Origin of the sequence: Ligilactobacillus sp. MP3 (genome assembly GCF_024436335.1) — a bacterium.
Taxonomy (GTDB): domain Bacteria; phylum Bacillota; class Bacilli; order Lactobacillales; family Lactobacillaceae; genus Ligilactobacillus; species Ligilactobacillus salivarius.
In genome coordinates this window covers 67,724-88,736 of sequence record NZ_JANFQI010000008.1, presented here as the reverse complement: position 1 = coordinate 88,736, position 21,013 = coordinate 67,724, and the positions used below count along the sequence as shown (strand labels likewise).

The window sequence follows — 21,013 nt, the reverse complement described above, 5'->3', positions numbered from 1 at the left end:
CATTTGTCAAGAACTTTTTTGAATAAAAATTCAAATTATATTCATAACTTTCATCTTGCGATAACTTTTATATCATATCATCAACATCAATTGATGTCAACAACAATTTAAAAATTATTTTTGATGTCGTCTTTCGTAACAGACAACGATATATACTATACCTTGATTTTTAGGTTACGTCAACAATTAATTTCAGTTTTTCTCAAAAAAATCTTCAATGCATACTTTATGAATAATAATTTTTTCGCCATATAATAGGAAGAAAAAATTAAAACTCTATTATTTAGCTCTTAAAATTATAGCTTTATTAAATAATTGCAAAAAGATTAAAAAAGATATTGATTTTTTAATGTTTACTGATATAATAAAAGCAATTATTAATTCAGTAGATTATTTAGATGGGAGTAGATGATTATGCGCACATATTTTAATAGTTTCAGCAATCATATAATTTTAATTAGCTTAGCTATTATGGTGCACGATGCGTCATCTAATATCTCAGCTAATTTTGAGTGAAGACTTTGATTCATCGTGCGTCTAGTATAGATTACATAACTAATAGTTGCAGCGGTGAATTGACTATATACTTTTTACCCACACTGCTCAACTAGCTCTGTGGGTTTTCTTTATTCTAATTTATTGAATTTACATATTAAGGAGGAATTTTATTATGACAGCAAAAGAACCATTAACAACTCTTGATTGGGACAACTTGGGATTTGAATACATGGATCTCCCTTATCGTTATCGCGCTTATTGGAAAGATGGCGAATGGCATAAGGCAGGTTTAACTGAAGACTCTACACTTGCAATGAATGAAGGTTCAACAGCTCTTCATTATGGTCAACAAGCTTTTGAAGGTATGAAAGCTTACCGTACAAAAGATAACCATGTACAATTATTCCGTCCTGACCGCAATGCTGCCCGTTTACAAGACAGTTGTCGTCGCTTATTAATGCCTGAAGTTTCAACTGAAATGTTCATTGAAGCATGTAAATCAGTTGTTCGTGCAAATGAAGCTTATGTTCCACCATATGGTACTGGCGGTACTTTATACTTACGTCCATTAATCATTGGGGTTGGACCTAACATTGGTGTACATCCAGCTAAGGAATACATCTTTACTGTTTTTGCTATGCCTGTTGGAAATTACTTCAAGGGTGGTATGGTTCCTACTCGCTTCTTAGTTTCTAACTATGATAGAGCTGCTCATAAAGGTACTGGTGCAAGTAAAGTTGGTGGTAACTACGCTGCTAGTTTACTTCCTGGTGACAAAGCCCATAAAGAAGGTTTCTCCGATTGTATCTACCTTGATCCAGTTGAACATAAGAAGATTGAAGAAGTTGGTTCTGCAAACTTCTTCGGTATCACAAAAGATGGTAAGTTTGTAACTCCTAAATCACCATCTATCTTGCCTTCTGTTACTAAGTACTCTCTCTTGTATCTTGCTAAAGAACGCTTTGGTATGGAAGTTGAAGAAGGCGACGTTTATATCGATGAATTGGATCACTTTGCAGAAGCTGGTGCATGTGGTACAGCTGCTGTAATTTCTCCAATTGCTGGTTTCCAAGTTGGTGACAAGTATCATCAATTCTACAGTGAAACAGAAGTTGGACCTGTAACTAAGAAATTATATGATGAATTAACAGGAATTCAATTTGGTGATAAGCCTGCTCCCGAAGGCTGGGTTGTCCGCGTTGACTAATTAATTATTCTTGCTAAGTCAGCGTAAACCATTAAAAAACAATCTGCTACTTTGTAGTTGGTCAATGCTTAGCAAGTCAATAATTATAATTCCTCAAACTTAATTAAGTCAGTATGTCAATTCGCATACTGGCTTTTTTATATGTTTTTACTTATAGATTAAATTGCACTTTAATAATAAATTGTGGTATTCTTAATGAGATATATTTTAACATTTTATAATTTTTAGGAGTGTCGCCTATGCTAAAAAAAGCATTTATTTTTATTGTCAGTTGCTTATGTACTTTATTAATTTTTACTAACTTGAATAATAATCATGTTAATGCAGACACTAAAACCTACAATATCGGGACAGATGTTACTTATCCCCCTTTTGAATTCGCTAATAAGAATAATCAATATGTTGGAATAGATATCGATTTAATGAAAGCTATCGCTAAAGAAGAAGGATTTAAAGTTAATATTCAACCAATTGGATTTAACTCTGCCGTTCAATCTTTACAATCTGGACAAATTGATGGGGTTATTGCTGGGATGGCTATTACTGATGAACGTAAACAAAAATTCGATTTCTCAAAGCCATACTATAAAACAGGTTTTATCATGGCAGTCGCTAAAAATAGTAACATTACCAGCCTCAAACAACTACGTGGCAAACGCGTTGCTTTAAAAACTGGTACTGCCGCTGCTAACTATGCTCTTTCATTGAAAGACAAATATGGTTTTAAAACTGTAACTTTTGATGATTCCGACAACATGTACAATGATGTTGTTAACGGAAACTCTGTTGCTTGTTTTGAAGATATGCCCGTAATGCAATATGCAATTCAAACAGGTACTAAGTTGAAAATCGTTACTAAACCTGCTCAAAGTGGTTACTACGGTTTTGCAGTTATGAAAGGTAAGAACCAAGAACTTCTACATAAATTTGATGATGGTTTAGCTAAGTTGAAGAAAAATGGTGGTTATGATAAGATCGTAAATCGCTACATCAACCAAAATACAATTGCTGAACAAAAGAAAGCTAACGAAAATAGCAACAATGAACATACCTTTATTGGTTTGTTAAAACAAAACTCTGGCGTTTTCCTTAACGGTCTTTGGAAAACAATCTACCTAACTATTTTGGGTATTATCGGTGCAACTATCTTTGGGATTATCATTGGTTTCTTAGGAGTAATTCCTAACAAGTTTGCTCAAGGAGTCTCAACTACTGTTATTTATATCTTCCGTGGTCTTCCATTGCTAGTACTTGCCCTATTTATCTATAACGGTATTCCTAGCTTAACTGGTACTAAGATTCCAGCTTTCATCGCCGGCATCATCACCCTTACTTTAAACGAAGGTGCTTATACTGCTGCCTTTGTTAAAGGTGGAATTGAAGCTGTCGATAAAGGGCAAATGGAAGCTGCTCGTAGTTTAGGATTATCATTTGGTAAAGCAATGAAGAAGATTATATTACCACAAGGAATTAAAATTATGGTTCCTTCATTCGTAAACCAATTTATCATTACTTTGAAGGATACTTCTATTCTTTCTATTATCGGTATTCTTGAACTTACACAAACTGGTAAAATTATCATCGCTCGTAATCTCGAAGGTTTCAAAGTTTGGGCAATTATCGGATTAATGTACTTAATCGTAATTACTGTTTTAACTTGGATTTCTAACTATTTACAAAAGAAAATGAATAGCTAATAAAAAATGTCGTTACTCGTAATAAGTAGCGGCATTTTTTTGAAATCTCATTTTTTCTGCGTACTTTAAATAAGTCAAATACACTTTTGAAAGGATTATTACTATGGATAGAATACAAAAAGCCAAAAGATTAGAACGTGAACAGATTATTAAAGAAATCATTCAAAAACTCTCACACAAAGGATATCATTTAAACCGTATTATTACGATTATGCTTGATCTAACTGAGTTCAAAACTTACGAAATTACTAAATGTTATCACGAATTATATTTCAAATAAATTAATTTTTTCAAACCAAAAAACTACTAGGTGCCTAAACATCTAGTAGTTTTACTTTTCTTATTTATCTTCTCCGTCGCGGACCTTTGCCATTAAGACATCGCATTTAGCTGTTCTAATTACATAAGATGCAACAGAACCAACAATCATTCTTTGTACAAAGTTCTTACCAGTAGAACCAACTACGATTAAATCATTACCGTATTCTGGTTGAAAATCTTGTGTGATAACTGCTTTAGGATTACCGAAACGTAGGTGAACACTAACCCTATCTGCATCTAGATTATATTCAGCTACAATCTTATCCTTAAGTTTTAACATATAGCCTTCATTTGCTTGTTCAATTTCATAAATCTTTTGACCGTCAAGAGCAATCCCTGCCCCACCGTATTCAAGAGAATTTAAGTCTAAAACACGTAATACATCTAGATGAGTGTGGTCATTTCTCTTAGTAACTTCAATTGCTGTACGTAATGCCGCATCTGCCCCTTTAGAACCATCAATTGCAACTAAGACACGTTTGTATTCTTGAGCCATAATAATCATCCTTTCTTTTGAATGCGTTTTATTTATCTAAGTTTATAATAGCCCTATACCCCTAAAAATTCAAGCTTTTTAATATTTTTCATCAAATATTTATTACAAAATTTTTCTAATTTATGTAAAAAACAACACCAACAAAACTGCTTTTTCACAGTTAAGTTAGTGTTGTTTAAGCTTATCTATCTAGTAATTTTTTAAAATCTAAATTATTTATCTGCATCCTTTCTTTCACTAATTACTAATTCGCCATCTTTCATATCAGCTAATAAATGTTTTACATCTACGTTATCCAAGTAGAAGTCTGTTACTTTATCACGAATTTGTTGTTCAATGACACGACGTAATGGACGAGCTCCCATTGCTTCATCGTAACCTTGTTCGATAAGATAATCCTTAGCAGCATCAGTTACCACTAAATCAATACCTTTCTTAGCCAAAGTCTTGTTTACTTCGTCTAACATCAAATCAACAATTTCTTTCAAATCTTCCTTAGTCAAATGTGAGAATTCAATTACGGCATTGAAACGATTCAAGAATTCTGGACGGAAGTAAGGAGCAATCTTCTTCATAATGTCCTTGTCTTCTTTTTCGTCTTTGCCCATTAAATCTTCGTTACCAAAACCAGCGTTAGATGTTGCGATAATAACTGTATTCTTGAAGTCAATAGTGTTACCTTGACCATCAGTTAAACGACCGTCATCTAATACTTGAAGTAATAATGTGATTACTTGTGGGTCAGCTTTTTCAATTTCATCTAGCAAGATAATTGAATATGGATTACGACGTACACGTTCAGTCAAAGTGTTACTATTGTCATCATAACCTACATAACCAGCTGTTGTACCAATCAATTTAGATACGGCAGTTCTATCGGAATATTCTGACATATCCAAACGAATAATCGCATCTTTAGAGCCAAACATATCCAAAGCTAATTGCTTAGCTAATTCTGTCTTTCCGACCCCAGTTGGTCCAACGAATAAGAAACTACCGATTGGGCGATTTCCTTCGTCAAAACCAGCACGATTACGACGGATAGCACGAGCTACTGCATTTACAGCTTCATCTTGACCAATAACTTTGCCCTTTAATCTCTTGCCGATTTCCTTTAAGCGTTCAATATCACTAGCACCCATCTTGGATACAGGAATACCTGTCAAACGTTCTACGGCTTCAGCAACATCATTGACTGTGGCTGTTACTTTTTGAGATTCAGAATGGTTGTCAATCTTCTTTTGCAATTCTTCAATCTTTGTCTTAGCATTTAAAGCTGCTTCATAATCTTCCTTGTCAGCAGCTGCTTGTTGCTTTTCTTTTTCATCTTTAATTTGATTTTCTAATTCTTTAACATCTGTAACAGGATGCTTTGCAGCAAGATGTGCAGCCGTCATATCTATCAAATCAATAGCTTTATCTGGCAAACTTCTTTGTGGTATATATTGAATTGAATAGTCTACTGCAGCCTTTAAAACATTATCTGGTAATACAACATTGTGATGCTTTTCATACAATTTTCTAATACCTTGTAAAATCTTAAATGTGTCTTCTGGACTTGGTGCATTTACGGTAACTTGATTAAATCGACGTGCTAAAGCTGCGTTCTTCATAATGGTATTACGATATTCATCTTGAGTTGTAGCACCAATAACTGTGATTTCACCTCTAGATAAAGCTGGTTTCAAAATATCAGCTAAACCTTTAGAGCCATTGTCACCGCCCATACCACCAGCACCTAAGATTTGATGGATTTCATCAAAGAATAGGATCACATTTCCTCTATCTTTAACTTCCTTAATTAAGTTTTGAATATTTTCTTCAAAGCTACCACGATATTGTGTACCAGCTTCTAAGCCAGAGATATCAATACTGATAATTTCTTTATTCTTAATTGAAGCAGGTACATCGCCATTCACAATTGCTTGTGCCAAGCCTTCAACAACTGCTGTCTTACCAACACCAGCATCCCCCACTAGAACAGGATTGTTCTTCGTACGACGTGCTAAAATTTCAGCAGTCTCTTGAATTTCTTTGTTACGTCCAATAACTGGATCTAACTTGCCTTCACGAGCTTCTTGAGTTAAGTTACGTCCTAATTTAGCTAAAATTCCATCTTTATTTGGAGCTTTGCCTTGACTTGTCATTTGATTATTATTTGGTAATTTTCCGGTCTTACGATATTGAGCAAATTCTTCTGGTGTCACTTCACGACCATTAATTAAATAACGACGTTCAGAATTAATACCATTCATACTTCCCATCAATTCATTAAAAATATCATCCATATTATTAAAGTTATCAAAAGGTGTGTTATTCATAAAGAATCCCTCGTTTCTGTTATTTTCTTATTCTTAATTTATTAATTTGCGCAACCAAAATAGCCCCTAAATTAACAACGACGACTGCTGGAAACTTACGGACTTATGGTACTGCGACTATTCATTTAATTATCATCACTCAAATAATGCTCTTCAAGTTCTTTCAATACTTGCCACATTGCTTTGTTTTGCGATTGTGCCAAAGCATCCAAATCTCTTAAATTCAGAGATGTCGCACTTGTTTGCTTCTTGTTGAATGACTTGTGCAAGGTCGTGTACCCATAACCTGAATATTTGGAAACTTGATAAATCGTCAGCTCCTTGGAGTTCAAGTAAGCTTTGATATCAATCTTCATATCCATCACTTCCTTACATTTTTAATTATACCACTTTTGTGATATATGACAAGTGTAAAATACCAAAAAAGTGAAATAATTTTTTTAATAAAATAAAAATTGGTTGTTAGCGATTTTATTTCAAAAAACACTTCATTTTTAATCTTTTTATAGTATAATGCTAATAAAATTAGAAAATATTTAATTAAATAGAGGTGATTTTATGTTTAGCAAGATAGGTCAATTAATCTTTGATAATGAAGCTGTCGCTAAAACTTCCGATTTTACTATGGGATTAGAAATTGAAATGCAACGTGTTGATGATACCGGACATCTAAGCCAGGAGCCTTATCCGTCAGCTATTGGAGATGAGAAAACTAACCCTTGGATTACAAATGATTTCTTAGAAACAATGTCTGAGGTTGTAACACCTGCAGCTAGTCACGCACTTGATGCAATGCATTATCTTTACGCCATCAATAATGTGCTACGTTCTGCATTAGCTCCAGGAGAACTGCTCTGGCCACTTTCAATGCCTCCTAAATTGCCTAAAGATAAAAGTACAATTCAAACTGCTAAAATGGGACCAGTGAAAGAAGCTTATTTCAAGGAATTCATCAAGCGTCACGGCTTTTCCAAGGGTACTCCATGTGGTGCCCATATTAATTTGAGTATTGATGATCATATCATTGAATTGGTTTTAAAGAATTTTCCTGAGCGTTTCAAAAATAGAATTGAAGTCCAGAACTATCTTTATACTGTTTTAGCTCAAGGCTTTATGCGCTATCGATGGCTTATTACATATCTTTTTGGTGCTAGTCCAATTGCTGAAGCCAACTATTTCGACAAAGAAGATGAACTTCCCCATCCTATTAGAAGTATTCGTCAGAGTTCTTATGGCTTTGGTACTCGATTTAGTGGCTGCTTTGTTGATGTTCAAAAATATGTTAAACGTATTGAAGAAGGACTTAAACAAGGAGTATTGATTGCTGACCATGATTTCCATAGCCCCGTTCGTTTTAAAGGGACTAAAGACTTCAGAGATCTTCCTAAAAAAGGTGTTCAATATCTTGAATTAAGAATGTTGGATCTTGACCCTAGTAGTTCTGTGGGCGTTAGAACTGGCACTCTTCGCTTTATTCGTCTACTCTCTAGTTATTTCATCATGCACCCTGCTTTAAAGGCTGATGATGTCGACCAAGTTCTCAGTAAAGCTGATGAAATGAATGAAGATGTATCAGTAGAATTACCTACTGACCAATGTAAATATCAAAATAAGGCTCGTGCTTTTATCAAGAGTCTTGAACGTTTTGCGAATCAAATCCAGTTAGGACCAGAATATCAAGAAATTCTAGAAGATTTAGAAGATAGAGTTGAAAATCCTAAGACAACTCCTAGTGCTAAATTATTAAGCTACGTTGAAAATAATTCTTTAGAAAAATATGCGTTAAGACGTGCCAAACGTTATCAAGAAGCTGCTTTAGAATCTATCTATCAATTTAAAGGCTTTGAAGATGACGCACCTATGTCTGCAGAAGATTTAAAACGTGAATTATTCTATGGTAATTGGGAAGTGCAATAATAACAAAAGCTGTATGAAAAGTAATATTAATTACAATTCATACAGCTTTTTTCTAGTGCTTAGCTCTTTCAATAAAGTCAGCGAATATCTTTTGAGAATATTCATAATGCTTAAACATATTTTCTGGATGCCATTGAACAGCTAAAATTTGGTTATTTTCTTTTGATTCAATTGCTTCAGGCACTCCATCGTCGGCAAAGGCAGAAACACGTAATGTTGGTGCAATTTTCTTTAGTAACTGATGATGTCGAGAATTTACATAAGGTCGCTTCCCTACTAAAGAATAGAGACGACTATCTTCTTGTACATTGACGTGATGAGAAGGAAAATTTCCTGGTGCATCTTGAGAATGTTTGATTGTTGCTTCTGGATTTTCAGATAAATCTTGATATAAAGTTCCCCCTAAACCAACATTTATTAGCTGTAATCCTCGACAAATTCCCATAATTGCCTTATCAGCTTTTAAGGACTGTTTCAGTAATTCAATTTCAAATAAATCTCGCTTACGATAAGTTGCCCCTAACTTTTGATGAGGTTCCTCTCCAAAAAATGTTGGATCAACATCAGCTCCTCCTGCAAAAAGAACTCCGTCAAAAAGGTCGAGATAATCTGGTACCAATTCTGGAGAAACACTCGGAAAAATAACCGGAACACCACCTGATTTAACAATTGCTTCAATTACTGGTTTAGGCGCATAGGGTGACATTCTTTCATTAATAACATTTGTTGCTTCTGTTAGCGTATCAGCTGGAATTGCTATTCTTGGTCGCATCTTAATTCCTACCTTTCTAAAATAATCTTTTAATGAAAATATCATATTTTTCTAACAAAATCAACATATGTTTATCACAATATAAAAAATCCCTCAATCATTAGCTTTTCAACTAACAATTAAGAGATTCTCTAAAAACTAATTTTTAATTACTCAGCAATTTCAACTGTTTCAATTACAACGTCTTCTTTTGGTTTGTCAGCCATATCTCTTTCAACTGCTGCAATTTCATCAACTACATCCATGCCAGATGTTACTTGTCCAAAAACAGTGTGGCGATGATCTAACCAAGGTGTACCACCATTTTCATAGGCAGTGATGATTTCTTTTGGATAGCCAGCTGCTTCCATTTGTCCTGCCATTTGTGCAGGCACGTTTTGGTTTTGAACGATAAAGAATTGACTTCCGTTTGTAGCTGGGCCAGCATTAGCCATAGATAAAGCTCCACGAATATTGAATAATTCATTTGAAAATTCATCTTCAAATGGTGCTCCCCAGATACTTTCGCCACCCATACCTGTTCCAGTTGGATCGCCACCTTGGATCATGAAGTCATTGATAACGCGGTGGAAGATTACTCCGTCATAGCAACCTTTCTTTGCTAAACCAACAAAGTTTTCAACTGTCTTAGGTGCTTGTTCAGGGAAAAGTTGGATTACAATTTCACCATGATTTGTTTTGATTGTTGCCTTTGGTCCTTTTACATTTGCCAAATCTAATTGTGGATATGCCATTCTAAAAATGTCTCCTTTATTAATTAATCTTTCAAAATTATATCATGAATGACTTCAAATCAGAAATAAGTTCTACTTTTCAAAAAATTATTCCTATTACTTGACCTCAATCTTTTTTTCATTTATTCTATAAGTATCTTATATCGAACGGAGGTATCAGTCCATTGAAGAACTAATTCTGACTAACAAATTTAATCTCGTAAAGCCGAATATTTATTTTTTGTGGACAGAATTTAGTTTAACATGGATTGGTATGCCTTGTGCTGTAAAGGTGTAGTTTCTTTATGGCATACTATTATTCATATTATTACCCCTGAGTCTGTCCACTGTGACAGGCTTTTTATTTTACTTAAGGATGTGATAATATGTCGACAATCTCGATTAAAAATCTTTCTTTCGCCTATAACGGTCAAGATCTACTCTTTGACAATGTTTCCCTATCACTTGATAGCCAATGGAAATTAGGACTGCTTGGACGCAATGGTCGCGGTAAGACTACCCTTTTAAATATTATTCAAGGAAAGCTAGATTACAGTGGTAAAATTAGCGCCAATATAGATTTTGAATATTTTCCTCAAGCAATCAGTGATAAAGATAATCTAACCTTATACGCTATTCAAGATAAGTTTCACGTGGAACAATGGGAACTGGAAAAAGAATTTTCACAACTTCAATTAGATCCTAAAGTATTGTGGCAACCTTTCAATACCCTTAGTGGTGGTGAACAAACTAAGGTATTACTAGCTCTAGCTTTCAAAAATAAGAATAGTTTTGTTTTGCTTGATGAACCTACTAACCATCTAGATGCACATACGCGTCAACAAGTTGCTACATATCTGAATAATAAGAAACAAGGATTTATTATTACTAGTCATGATCGCGATTTTCTCAATCAAGTTATTGATCATACACTTGTGATTGAAGCTCAAAATATTCGCTTGCAACAAGGCAATTATGCTAGATATGAAGAACAAAAAGCGATTGAAGATAAAAGTAACCTGGCTCAAAATGAAAAACTTAAACGTAGTATTTCCCAACTTAAAACTTCTGCTGCTCAAAAGAAGAATTGGGCTCGTAGTGCTGAACGCGAAAAGGAGAATAACTCCCACGCTGATAAAGGCTTTATCACTGCCAAGGCCGCTAGAGTTATGAAACGTTCAACTACTATGCAAAAACGCATAGAATCTCAAATTAAAGATAAAGAAGGCTTACTGACAAATATTGAAACTATTACCCCATTGAGTATCAACTTTCAAACTAGTCACCATCAAGATATCTTGAATGTTGAGAAACTTACTCTTGCTTACCCAGGATATGATAGTTTGTTCAAGCCAATTTCTTTCAATCTAAAACAAGGACAACAAGTAGTTCTCAAGGGTGATAATGGTTCAGGAAAATCTTCATTAATCAGGGCTATCTTGAAACAAGATGATATTAAGATTATTGAAGGAAATATTTCTCTAGCTAGCAATCTAAAAATCAGTTACTTGCAACAATTAGAAGATAATAACACTGATAATCTCAAACAATTCGCTGAACATCATCACTTGGAATATAACGAACTCCTAAATATTCTGCATAAATTAGGCGTGGAACGTAATACCTTTACTAACCGCATCTGTGACTTAAGTGCTGGTCAAAAGAAGAAAGTTTTCCTTGCAAAAAGCTTGCTAGAACCAGCTAATTTATACCTTTGGGATGAACCTTTGAACTATCTTGATACTTTCAATCAAGATCAAATTATTGAGTTAATTAAGACGTATCGCCCTACTATGCTGATTATCGAGCATGATAGTCGCTTTATTGATGAAATTGATGCAGAAGTTGTTGAACTGCAAAAATTATAGCTAGTCTTTATACATCAAAAAAATCCTAAGCTCATGAAGTTTAGGATTTTTTTACATATTAGTTCAAACATAAGATAAACCAAAAGTAGAATTACCAACTCTAAAATCACCAGATTATTATTACTTCTTCAATGTGTAGTAAGTGTTTGGTGAGGTTAACAAATCTGAATATCTTTCTAAAAGATTCAATTTTGTTAAGTTCCGCAATGCTTTTCTAGCAGTTGATGGATGTAGCTTAGAATTGGAATTGATAAATTCTATCGGTCGGAGTTCTTTATGCTCATAAACATAGATCAAAGCTGCTCTTTCGGAAGTAGTATTGCACTGACTGTTTTCAATTAATTCCCTACTTTTATTAAAATTCCCACTTTATTTAGATTAAAAATTTATACTAACTAAAATTTTGTATTTCCTTTCAATAATTCTATAAAAATAGTAATTTATACTAATCATATAAGTTCCAACAAAGAATACATACTTATAGGACATTTCTTCATATTTTTTATTATACTATATATTTTGATCAAAATTACTTTTATATCAAATTGACTACCTATTCAGCTATCTACAGCTTGTTATCTTACTTATTACTTACCTTACTCTTTTCAGCTATCTATACCTTAATCTAGCAAAAATGCTAAGAACCATCCCTCACAAGTTCTTAGCATTTTTCTTTACTTAAATTTCCGAAAATCTCTCTGATAAACTAAATAACCAATTGCACAAGTTAAAATATCTGCAACTGGTTGTGCCATTACCACTCCATGGTAGCCGAGAATCTTAGCCATTGCTATCATACTAATGAAATATACCACACCTTGACGAGAAATTGACATTACCAAGGCACTCCAACCTTTCCCAGCTGATTGAAAAACAGTAGTATAAACCAAGATAGCTCCAATAAATGGCGTTGTTAGTAGACAGACTCTCAACATATAGGAACCATCAGCAATAATTTGCGGATTGTTCATAAACAACTTAATTACAAATGGAGAAAATACCATCAAAATCAAAGAAGCAATAATCGCATAAACTACTTCTACCTTAAAATCATAATGCAAAACTTCACGGAATCTCTTTGCATTCTTAGAACCATAGTTATATCCAATTAATGGCTGAGCTCCAAAAGCAAAACCTACCAAGACAAGTGTTACAATCCCATATACTTTTTGCGTAATTCCCATCGCCGCAACCTTGTCATTACCATAAATAACAAGATAGTTATTTAGTAAAGCCATCCCAAATGTCTGCATGAAATTAGTAACAGAACTTGGAACGCCGATTGCAATAATTTCTTTAAAATGATGCCAGCTAACCTTAATGTATTTGAGATTGAATGACAAATACTTGCTGTCTTTCCAAGTAAAGTAGATTAGTAATCCTGTATTTAATACGTATCCTAAAATATTAGCAAATGCCACCCCAGCAGCTCCCCATTTAAATCCAAATAAGAAAATCGGATCTAAAATGATTGCTAGTACTGTTCCTGAAATTGTCGCTATCATTGACTTGACTGCAAGTCCTTCTGTTCTAATCATATTCCCTGGAACTAATGACAGTGTAATAAATACCGAGCCGATTACCAATACCCGATAAAATTCAGCTGCATATTGGTAAGTCTGAGCATTAGCCCCTAGAAAATGCATGATAGGTGCTTCAAAAACTAATAACAATACTGTCAAAATAATCGTAAAAATTATATCTCCATAAAAACTAAAGCTACTTACATGCTTACTTTCTTCATATCGTTTTTGTCCAAATAATCTTGAAATTAAGGCACTCCCACCTAAGCCAAAAATGTCACCGATTGCTAACATAAACATAAATAGTGGCGAACTTACAGTAATTCCTGCCACTAAATCTGTGTTTCCAGTCTTAGCGACAAAATATGTATCAGCGATATTATATACCATACTAATAATCATACTAAACACTACCGGCAATGCTAGTTGATAGTAGACTTTTTTAACTGGAGCTTTTTCAAAAAGTTCTTCCAAAATATCACCTCAAAATTTAGTTATCGTTTTATAATACCACTATTTCAAATTTTTCGTAAGAAATTTTTAATTAAGCTATGATAGCACTCGATCTGACAAAAATCACTCCATATTCGGTGCAATAATTAATTTATCGGTGCAAAATTTGCTATTTTTGCACTGATAATTGGTATAAAATAATAAAGAAAAGTTAGTATGTAGATATGTAAACAGCCCTAGACCGCCACAGTCTAGGGCTGTTTACGCTTATCGTAAAAATTTCTAAGCTACCATTGGACTAAAGTTGAAAATAAATCTATTTCTAGTGATGCATATATTTCTAGAACTCATCAAAAAAGCCCTTACTCTGAAGTACAACAAAAAAGTTAGACAAAAATAAAATACTTTTAGGCAGCTAAGACATGGGTTCGGTAATCAACTGGACTCATGTTTTTTGTTTTATTGGAAATTCGGTCATTATTGTACCAATTGACATACTTGTTAAAGAACTGTGTGAACTGAGAAATACTCTTACATTTCTTTATTTCAGGCTGTGATTCAACTTTAAAAAGATGGAAAAAACTTTCCATTGGAGCGTTATCTAGGCATTTTCCCTTGCGGGACATACTTTGAATTAAATCTAATGAATCAATCTTTTCACGGTAATATTCTAATTGGTAGTGCCATCCTTGGTCAGAATGGATAATTGGATTAAAGTTATTAGGGAGGTTATCCTCAAGCTGGCTTAATGTATCCATAATCAACAATTTATTTGGGCTTTGGCTAACAGAAGCGACTAAAACTTCCTTGGTAGCTTGATCTAAAATGACTGACATGTAAGCCCAGGTCGAATCACCTAGACGTACCTGTGAAACATCCGTATGAAGAACAGTAAAAGGAGATGTAGCATCAAATGCTTGGTTTAACAAGTTATCAGCTACCTTACCAATTGTACCTTTATAAGAAGAATAGTGATTATTTTTACGGCGATTATACATAGCTGATTGTACACCTAATTCATTCATTAAGCGACGTAAAGTAGCTTCAGCCATGTGATATCCAGCTTTCTCAAGAAGTGGCATTATACGACGATAGCCGTATGTGTAAGAACCTCTCCATTTACCTTTTTCCGCTATTTCCTTGATTACCACCTTAACATCAGCATACTTATCATTTTTATTAATGATACGTTTGCGTTCGTCGTAATAGGTTGGTCGCTTCAAGTCAATAGTTTTTAGAAGCTCACCAATCCCATATCTTTTCTTTTTGGGCAAGTTTTGTTGGTCCACCCTGATCTGATCCACAATTATTGTTTTTTTCTTGGCTTTGAGGTTCCAAACAGGGGCAACGATTTTTTTAAGATATCACGCTCCATTTTAACTTGACGTAATTCACTCTTTAATGCTGCAATTTCATCACTTTCCTTTTTTAAGATTTTACGTGCATCCTTCTTTGTCATTTTTGACATCTTACTTGGCCTACCTTTCTTCTTGGGTTTCAAGGCCTCAGATCCACCTTCCATAAACAACTTCAACCAGATAGATATCTGTGAACACAAAAGATTATGGGAAGCCGCCACTTTGGACATTGAAACATCATTATTTAGGTAGTAGTTTATCACACGAAGTTTAAAATCAACAGTAAATTTACGTTTGAAATGTCGTAAATTCAGCCCTTCGGGTCCTTTTAAGTTGTATACAGTCCACCAGTTTTTTAAGGTATCCTTTGGTAAAGAATACTTATTTTCTAACCATCGTTGTGAACATCCAGTATCTAGATATTCCTGAATAAGATCTAATTTGAATTTTTGAGTATATTTAGTCATACGAAAAAAGCACCTCACAATCGCTAGACTTTATCTAACAATTGTAAGGCACTTCACTTTTTAGGCTTTTTTCTTAATCTCATTCACTCATCCTCATTTTTTTATATTCTTATCTAATAGTATACCTTGTACAACGGATTATTATTAACTATATACTAAAAAATTATTTCCCAGGTTATTTTCATGCTATAATTTTTCTTAGATTTTTTAGAGAGGATTTGATTATTTTGCGAATAAAACATCCCATGTTACGTTGGGGAATTAACTTTATTTTAATTTTACTAAGTTGCCTAAGCATATTCACTGTTATATATGTGATCTATATGCAAACACATTATTATAGAATTAAAGATTATCAATCACTACCTATTAAACAAAAACTTACGCATTCTAACAAATTACAAACAAATACTACCTACTCTGCTGCTACATATAATGTTGGATTTGGAGCATATAATCAGAAGTTTAGTTTTTTTATGGATACCGGCAAAATGAAGGACGGTACTAAAACACAGGGAAAATATGGGAAAGCCGAAAACAAAGCTGCCGTTTTACAAAATACAAATGGTGAAATCAATACGATGAAAAAAATTAATGCAGACTTCATGTTATTTCAAGAAATAGATGTTGATTCATCACGTAGTTATCACGTCAATCAAGTTCAAAAGATGAGCCAGCAATTCTCTAACTACGAAGAAATTTTTGCGAATAACTTCCATTCTCCTTACCTTTTATATCCTTTAAATGATCCACATGGAGCAGTTCAATCAGGACTATTATCACTCAGTAAATATCCTGTAGAACAAGCTACTCGTCGTAAATACCCTGTTTCTACCAGTTTTATTACTAAATTTACTGATTTAGATAGATGTTTCACCGTTATGAAAATTCCAGTAACTAATGGTCATAAACTGATTTTAATTAATAGTCATATGTCTGCTTATGATAAAGGTGGTAAAATGCTTGTCAAACAGTTAAAGCTTTTAAATTCTGTCATGGAATCTGAATATAAAAAAGGTAATTATGTCATTGTCGGTGGTGACTTTAACCATACATTTGGTCGAAAGATGTTAACCCACTTTAAGTCCCAACAAGAAATTCCCGACTGGGTGTCTGTCCTCTCTTCGAAAGATCTCGCACCTGATATTCGCATGGTTCATGCTAAAAATGAAAACACTGTTCCAACTTGTCGCGGTACTGATATGCCTTATCAAAAAGGAAAGACTTATACCACAGTTATTGATGGCTTCTTAGTATCCAAGAATGTTCAGGCTACTTCTGAAAACATCAACACTGAATTTGCCTATGCCGATCATAATCCAGTTAAATTAAGTTTCAAGCTATTGAATCAATAACCTCTAAGAACGTTGAGCTAATCACGTTCTTTTTTTATTCATAAAATTTTATCGTAAATTCCGAACTTTAACTATTGTGCACAACATTATTCTGTGATATATTATTTGTGGATTTTGAAACCGTTTACTTTAACGGAGAAAGAAGGTTTTTATATGTTTAAAAAATTACTTGCTCCACCCGGCAAAAAGCCACGTCTTTCAGATGCCGAGGTTGCTCGTAAATATCCACGTTATCGTACTCAAGTTATTATTTCTATTTTTGTTGGTTACATGGGGTATTATTTTGTTCGTAATACCACTTCTATTCTTTCTGGTATTTTGAAGATGTCAGCTACCGAAATAGGAATTATAACTTGTGCCAGCTATATTGCTTATGGTGTTTCTAAATTTGTCTCTGGACTTATTTCAGATGAATCAAATTCTAAAATTTTTTTGCCACTCGGGCTATTATTATCAGGTATTATTAATATTTTTATCGGTGTTATTCCATCAGTAATTACAAGTGTCTGGCTATTTACTATATTCTATCTAATCAACGGTTGGTTACAAGGTATGGGATGGCCTCCTGGTGCTAGAACTTTAGTATATTGGTTTGGAAATAAAGAACGTATTACTTACGGTACAATTTGGAATCTATCACATAATTTTGGTGGAGCTATTGCACCTTTACTAGCAGGTGCTGGCTTGGCACTTGCTGGAAATGATCCATTGGCACAAGCACGTGCAGCATACTGGTTCCCAGGAGTAGTCGTATGTATCATGGCAGTTATTATTTATTTTATTCAAGAAGACACTCCAGAATCAGTTGGATTACCACCAATTGAAGAATATAAATCAGAAGAATATCGTGAAAGTGACAATGCTAAACTTGAAGAAGATGCTGCCGCTGTTGAAATGAGCATGGGTGAAATTGTTAAGAAATATATTTTGCCAAACACTAAATTAATGTGGTCCTCACTTTACGCTGCTCTCGTTTATATTTTACGTTATGGTATCGTTTCTTGGACCCCTAAGTTCTTAGCAACTAGCATTCAAGACGGTGGTAAAGGTATCACTGCTGCTGCCGGCATGGGAGGATTTTCTTTCTTCGAGCTTGGTGGAATTGCTGGTATGTTAATTGCAGGTTGGGTATCAGCTAAATTATTCAAGAATTCTAAACCTCTAACTAACGTTGCTTGTTTAATCATTACTCTCATATTATTAGTTGCTTATTGGTTTATTCCAGCTGGTCCTGAATATATGATTTGGGACTTTGCAATCCTTATTGGTCTAGGTGCTTCTATTTATGGTCCAGTTATGATGGTTGGTTTATACGCAATGGAACTCGTTCCTAAAGCTGCCGCTGGAGCTGCTGCTGGCTTGTCTGGTACTTTCAGTTATGTTGGTGGCGCTACTGTTGCTACTTTAGTTATTGGTATTATCGTTGACCATTTAGGTTGGGGTGTTGCCTTCATCGTATTTGGTATCTCTGGTATTGCTGCTATCATTTGTACCCTACTTTCACGTGATAAATCTCTAGAATATTGGGAAGATGACAAAAAATAATCTAAGTATATATGAGTTTTAAAAAAATAACGTTGTATTAATTCTATAAAGAATTGATACAACGTCATTTTTATTTTAATATCATTTGAAAAAGTATTCTGTTTAATTTACTGGGCTATCGATACTTTGGCTTAATTCCAGATTTTCATTTGCCACTTGGACTATTTCTTCAATCTTACTTTGAATTGCCATTAAAGCCCCTGCCCCTAAATAAAGACGTGCTGGTAGATTTCCGCCTACACCCTATTAAATTTCTACTTATGATATGGTCTACCAGCATTTATCATGAATCCACGGTAAATTTGTTCTGTTAAAACCATTCTCATCAGTTGATGAGGGAGTGTGAAACGACCAAAAGAAATTTTTGTGTTTGCTCTTTTTAAAACTTCAGGACTTAGTCCCAAAGATCCACCGATAACAAAAGTAATATCACTGGTACCATATGTTCCTAAATCTGCTAACTCTTTAGCAAATTCTTCCGAAGAACGTTCTTTTCCTTCAATAGCAAGGGCGTATACATATTCTTTATCTTTGATTTTCGCTAATATCCGTTCTCCCTCTTTTTCTTTCACGCCTTCCATTTCAGCTGGACTTAATTTTTCAGGAGCTTTTTCATCAGGAACTTCGACAATTTGAAATTTGCAAAAAGTTCCTAGACGTTTTGCATATTCTGCAATTCCCTGTTTTAAATATTTTTCTTTTAACTTACCCACACCAATAATTTTTATATTCATTAAAAATCCACCTTCACACACAAGTTATTCACAAAGTTATCCACATATCCACAATTATAATTCCCATATCTTGTTACGAATATATTTTCGCCACAAGATTTATTGTTTCTTAATTTGTCAAGAATTAATTACTTATTCACAGGAACATTAAATAAAATTAATTTTTATAACTGCTTACAAACATTATTATATCAACGTTTATTTTAATAATTATAGCTAGATTATAAAGTTATCAACAGTTATTCCACAGTCTGTGGATAACTTTGTTTTTGTCTTTTTCCTTTATTTTGTAGCATTTTTAGACTTTTCAACAACCTTAAAATTTATTATCCAAACATCTATCCACAAAATAAAAAACACATATCTATATTACAAGATATGTGCTTAAATTTCTAATTAATTTTCGTTAGAAGCTGATGTTGTATTCGAATCGTTTGCTTCTAAAGTCAACTTCACATTAGTAGTCTTCTTACTACCTTCATGATAATACTCAATTGAAACAGTATCACCAATCTTATGTTTGTACAATTCTTCTTTCAATGTCGCTACATCGCTAATCTTCTTACCATTAACCTTTGTAATCACATCATACTTCTTAATATCAGTGTTCTTCAATGGAGAATCAGATTCAACACTCGCAATTACCACACCTTCAGTCACACTACTTGGCAATTTCAAAGTTGATGATTGATCACTAGAAGAAATGTTACTCAAATCGACCACTGCCACACCTAAGGCTGGACGAGATACTTTACCATTTTTCACAAGCTGATTAATGATCTTAACAACTTCATTACTTGGAATTGCAAATCCCATTCCTTCAACTGATGTACTGTCACTGCCATATGAACTTATGCCAGTAGAAGACAATTTCATGGAATTAATTCCGATTACTTGACCTGCTAAGTTAATTAAAGGACCACCAGAGTTACCAGGATTGATGGCTGCATCTGTTTGGATTACCGTTGCTTGACCAGTTGCATTACCAGAACTATCAGTTACATCAATTGTACGTTTTTTAGCTGAAATAATCCCCTCAGTCAATGAAGTTGCATATTGGGACCCCAATGGAGAACCAATAGCTAATGCAGTTTCACCAACTTGGATATTATCTGAATCTCCGAATGACGCTACTTGTTTTACATCCTTAGCGTTTATCTTCAATACCGCTAAGTCACTAACTGCATCATGTCCAACTTCTGTAGCAGAGACTTTTTTACCACTAGCCAAGATAATTTCAATCTTATTGGATCCAGAAACAACGTGATTATTAGTTACAATGAAAGCTGTATTCCCAGATTTTTTGTAAATCACACCAGAACCTTCACTAGTACTTGTTGTTTCTCCTTTACTACTATTACCAAAGATTGCTTCAAGTGAATCAGATGCACTGCTAGAAGAATAAGCTTCAACTGAAACTACTGCATTTTTCACTGATTTGAAAGCTTTAGTTGTCTGACTACTTACATCTACCTTAATATTAGATGTTTTCGTTGTTCCCAAAGAATTGTTGGAAGTTACATTTTTATTTTCATACCAGTTGTATCCACCAACTGCAATACCTCCACCAAGTAGGCCTGCTACTAAGCTAACAAGTGCAACTTTCTTGATAATTTTATTATTGTTATTGTTGTTGTTATTTTGATTATTATTTGATGAATTTAATTCTGTAAATTTTCCTTCAATAGGACCTCTTTCACCCATTTTTCCAGCCCCTTTCAAGCTATTTCATAACCTAATTCTAGGATCTAATTATGAAAATTTTGCG

At 33.9% G+C, this 21,013-nt stretch carries 17 protein-coding genes; 7 read left to right on the top strand and 10 right to left on the bottom strand.

Annotation, left to right across the window (positions count from 1 at the left end):
• Window positions 1–670 precede the first annotated feature (670 nt).
• The 3 genes from NOU10_RS07245 to NOU10_RS07235 all read left to right on the top strand — a co-directional run bounded on the left by NOU10_RS07245 (window position 671) and on the right by NOU10_RS07235 (window position 3,682).
• Entirely contained in the window at window positions 671–1,705 is a 1,035-nt protein-coding gene (locus NOU10_RS07245; protein ID WP_003701500.1) for a branched-chain amino acid aminotransferase, read from the top strand.
• 239 nt (window positions 1,706–1,944) lie between these two features.
• Complete coding sequence (locus NOU10_RS07240) at window positions 1,945–3,402, top strand: amino acid ABC transporter substrate-binding protein/permease (protein ID WP_081561191.1); 1,458 nt, start codon at window positions 1,945–1,947, stop codon at window positions 3,400–3,402.
• Between the two features lie 103 nt (window positions 3,403–3,505).
• Complete coding sequence (locus NOU10_RS07235) at window positions 3,506–3,682, top strand: hypothetical protein (RefSeq protein ID WP_003709061.1); 177 nt, start codon at window positions 3,506–3,508, stop codon at window positions 3,680–3,682.
• A gap of 60 nt (window positions 3,683–3,742) precedes the next feature.
• Here NOU10_RS07235 and NOU10_RS07230 read toward each other — a convergent pair whose 3' ends face one another.
• From NOU10_RS07230 to NOU10_RS07220, 3 genes are all read right to left on the bottom strand, one after another.
• A complete protein-coding gene (locus tag NOU10_RS07230) occupies window positions 3,743–4,219 on the bottom strand; it encodes a universal stress protein (protein WP_003705083.1) in 477 nt (158 codons plus the stop codon).
• A 212-nt stretch (window positions 4,220–4,431) separates the two neighbouring features.
• Complete coding sequence (locus NOU10_RS07225; RefSeq protein ID WP_003707261.1) at window positions 4,432–6,540, bottom strand: ATP-dependent Clp protease ATP-binding subunit; 2,109 nt, start codon at window positions 6,538–6,540, stop codon at window positions 4,432–4,434.
• Window positions 6,541–6,665: 125 nt separating this feature from the next.
• Complete coding sequence (locus NOU10_RS07220; RefSeq protein WP_003703180.1) at window positions 6,666–6,896, bottom strand: hypothetical protein; 231 nt, start codon at window positions 6,894–6,896, stop codon at window positions 6,666–6,668.
• A 202-nt stretch (window positions 6,897–7,098) separates the two neighbouring features.
• Here NOU10_RS07220 and NOU10_RS07215 point away from each other — a divergent pair, with 202 nt between their 5' ends.
• Window positions 7,099–8,457: a glutamate--cysteine ligase gene (locus tag NOU10_RS07215; protein ID WP_069468793.1), complete on the top strand. Its 1,359-nt coding sequence runs from the start codon at window positions 7,099–7,101 to the stop codon at window positions 8,455–8,457.
• Window positions 8,458–8,509: 52 nt separating this feature from the next.
• Here the strand turns inward: NOU10_RS07215 and NOU10_RS07210 are convergent, their stop codons facing one another.
• Complete coding sequence (locus tag NOU10_RS07210) at window positions 8,510–9,229, bottom strand: gamma-glutamyl-gamma-aminobutyrate hydrolase family protein (RefSeq protein WP_081538862.1); 720 nt, start codon at window positions 9,227–9,229, stop codon at window positions 8,510–8,512.
• Between the two features lie 149 nt (window positions 9,230–9,378).
• Complete coding sequence (locus NOU10_RS07205) at window positions 9,379–9,963, bottom strand: peptidylprolyl isomerase (RefSeq protein ID WP_255906440.1); 585 nt, start codon at window positions 9,961–9,963, stop codon at window positions 9,379–9,381.
• A gap of 365 nt (window positions 9,964–10,328) precedes the next feature.
• Between NOU10_RS07205 and abc-f the strand changes: the two genes are divergently transcribed.
• Complete coding sequence (abc-f, locus tag NOU10_RS07200) at window positions 10,329–11,810, top strand: ribosomal protection-like ABC-F family protein (RefSeq protein WP_255906439.1); 1,482 nt, start codon at window positions 10,329–10,331, stop codon at window positions 11,808–11,810.
• Between the two features lie 674 nt (window positions 11,811–12,484).
• Here the strand turns inward: abc-f and NOU10_RS07195 are convergent.
• The 3 genes from NOU10_RS07195 to NOU10_RS07185 all read right to left on the bottom strand — a co-directional run bounded on the left by NOU10_RS07195 (window position 12,485) and on the right by NOU10_RS07185 (window position 15,611).
• Complete coding sequence (locus NOU10_RS07195) at window positions 12,485–13,807, bottom strand: MATE family efflux transporter (RefSeq protein WP_255906438.1); 1,323 nt, start codon at window positions 13,805–13,807, stop codon at window positions 12,485–12,487.
• A gap of 386 nt (window positions 13,808–14,193) precedes the next feature.
• On the bottom strand, window positions 14,194–15,075 hold the full coding sequence (locus NOU10_RS07190; protein WP_255906437.1) for an IS3 family transposase: 882 nt from the start codon (window positions 15,073–15,075) through the stop codon (window positions 14,194–14,196).
• A gap of 17 nt (window positions 15,076–15,092) precedes the next feature.
• Complete coding sequence (locus NOU10_RS07185) at window positions 15,093–15,611, bottom strand: transposase (protein WP_255906436.1); 519 nt, start codon at window positions 15,609–15,611, stop codon at window positions 15,093–15,095.
• A 245-nt stretch (window positions 15,612–15,856) separates the two neighbouring features.
• Here NOU10_RS07185 and NOU10_RS07180 point away from each other — a divergent pair, with 245 nt between their 5' ends.
• A complete protein-coding gene (locus NOU10_RS07180; protein WP_255906444.1) occupies window positions 15,857–16,966 on the top strand; it encodes an endonuclease/exonuclease/phosphatase family protein in 1,110 nt (369 codons plus the stop codon).
• 153 nt (window positions 16,967–17,119) lie between these two features.
• The gene (locus NOU10_RS07175; RefSeq protein WP_003705700.1) at window positions 17,120–18,511 is read left to right on the top strand and encodes an MFS transporter; all 1,392 of its coding nucleotides are present in this window, start codon (window positions 17,120–17,122) and stop codon (window positions 18,509–18,511) included.
• Window positions 18,512–18,765: 254 nt separating this feature from the next.
• On the opposite strand, the gene rlmH is transcribed toward NOU10_RS07175, so the two are convergent.
• Both rlmH and NOU10_RS07165 read right to left on the bottom strand, forming a co-directional pair.
• Window positions 18,766–19,245 carry a 23S rRNA (pseudouridine(1915)-N(3))-methyltransferase RlmH gene (rlmH, locus tag NOU10_RS07170; RefSeq protein ID WP_003705699.1) on the bottom strand — a complete coding sequence of 160 codons (480 nt, stop codon included), beginning with the start codon at window positions 19,243–19,245 and terminating at the stop codon, window positions 18,766–18,768.
• A gap of 396 nt (window positions 19,246–19,641) precedes the next feature.
• Window positions 19,642–20,949 carry a S1C family serine protease gene (locus tag NOU10_RS07165; RefSeq protein WP_255906435.1) on the bottom strand — a complete coding sequence of 436 codons (1,308 nt, stop codon included), beginning with the start codon at window positions 20,947–20,949 and terminating at the stop codon, window positions 19,642–19,644.
• Window positions 20,950–21,013: the final 64 nt, after the last annotated feature.

Bases quoted from the DNA above. Each gene is read 5' to 3' on its own strand.
- NOU10_RS07245 (WP_003701500.1), top strand. From the start codon at position 671: ATGACAGCAAAAGAACCATTAACAACTCTTGATTGGGACAACTTGGGA.
- NOU10_RS07240 (WP_081561191.1), top strand. From the start codon at position 1,945: ATGCTAAAAAAAGCATTTATTTTTATTGTCAGTTGCTTATGTACTTTA.
- NOU10_RS07235 (WP_003709061.1), top strand. From the start codon at position 3,506: ATGGATAGAATACAAAAAGCCAAAAGATTAGAACGTGAACAGATTATT.
- NOU10_RS07230 (WP_003705083.1), bottom strand. From the start codon at position 4,219: ATGGCTCAAGAATACAAACGTGTCTTAGTTGCAATTGATGGTTCTAAA.
- NOU10_RS07225 (WP_003707261.1), bottom strand. From the start codon at position 6,540: ATGAATAACACACCTTTTGATAACTTTAATAATATGGATGATATTTTT.
- NOU10_RS07220 (WP_003703180.1), bottom strand. From the start codon at position 6,896: ATGAAGATTGATATCAAAGCTTACTTGAACTCCAAGGAGCTGACGATT.
- NOU10_RS07215 (WP_069468793.1), top strand. From the start codon at position 7,099: ATGTTTAGCAAGATAGGTCAATTAATCTTTGATAATGAAGCTGTCGCT.
- NOU10_RS07210 (WP_081538862.1), bottom strand. From the start codon at position 9,229: ATGCGACCAAGAATAGCAATTCCAGCTGATACGCTAACAGAAGCAACA.
- NOU10_RS07205 (WP_255906440.1), bottom strand. From the start codon at position 9,963: ATGGCATATCCACAATTAGATTTGGCAAATGTAAAAGGACCAAAGGCA.
- abc-f (WP_255906439.1), top strand. From the start codon at position 10,329: ATGTCGACAATCTCGATTAAAAATCTTTCTTTCGCCTATAACGGTCAA.
- NOU10_RS07185 (WP_255906436.1), bottom strand. From the start codon at position 15,611: ATGACTAAATATACTCAAAAATTCAAATTAGATCTTATTCAGGAATAT.
- NOU10_RS07180 (WP_255906444.1), top strand. From the start codon at position 15,857: ATGTTACGTTGGGGAATTAACTTTATTTTAATTTTACTAAGTTGCCTA.
- NOU10_RS07175 (WP_003705700.1), top strand. From the start codon at position 17,120: ATGTTTAAAAAATTACTTGCTCCACCCGGCAAAAAGCCACGTCTTTCA.
- rlmH (WP_003705699.1), bottom strand. From the start codon at position 19,245: ATGAATATAAAAATTATTGGTGTGGGTAAGTTAAAAGAAAAATATTTA.
- NOU10_RS07165 (WP_255906435.1), bottom strand. From the start codon at position 20,949: ATGGGTGAAAGAGGTCCTATTGAAGGAAAATTTACAGAATTAAATTCA.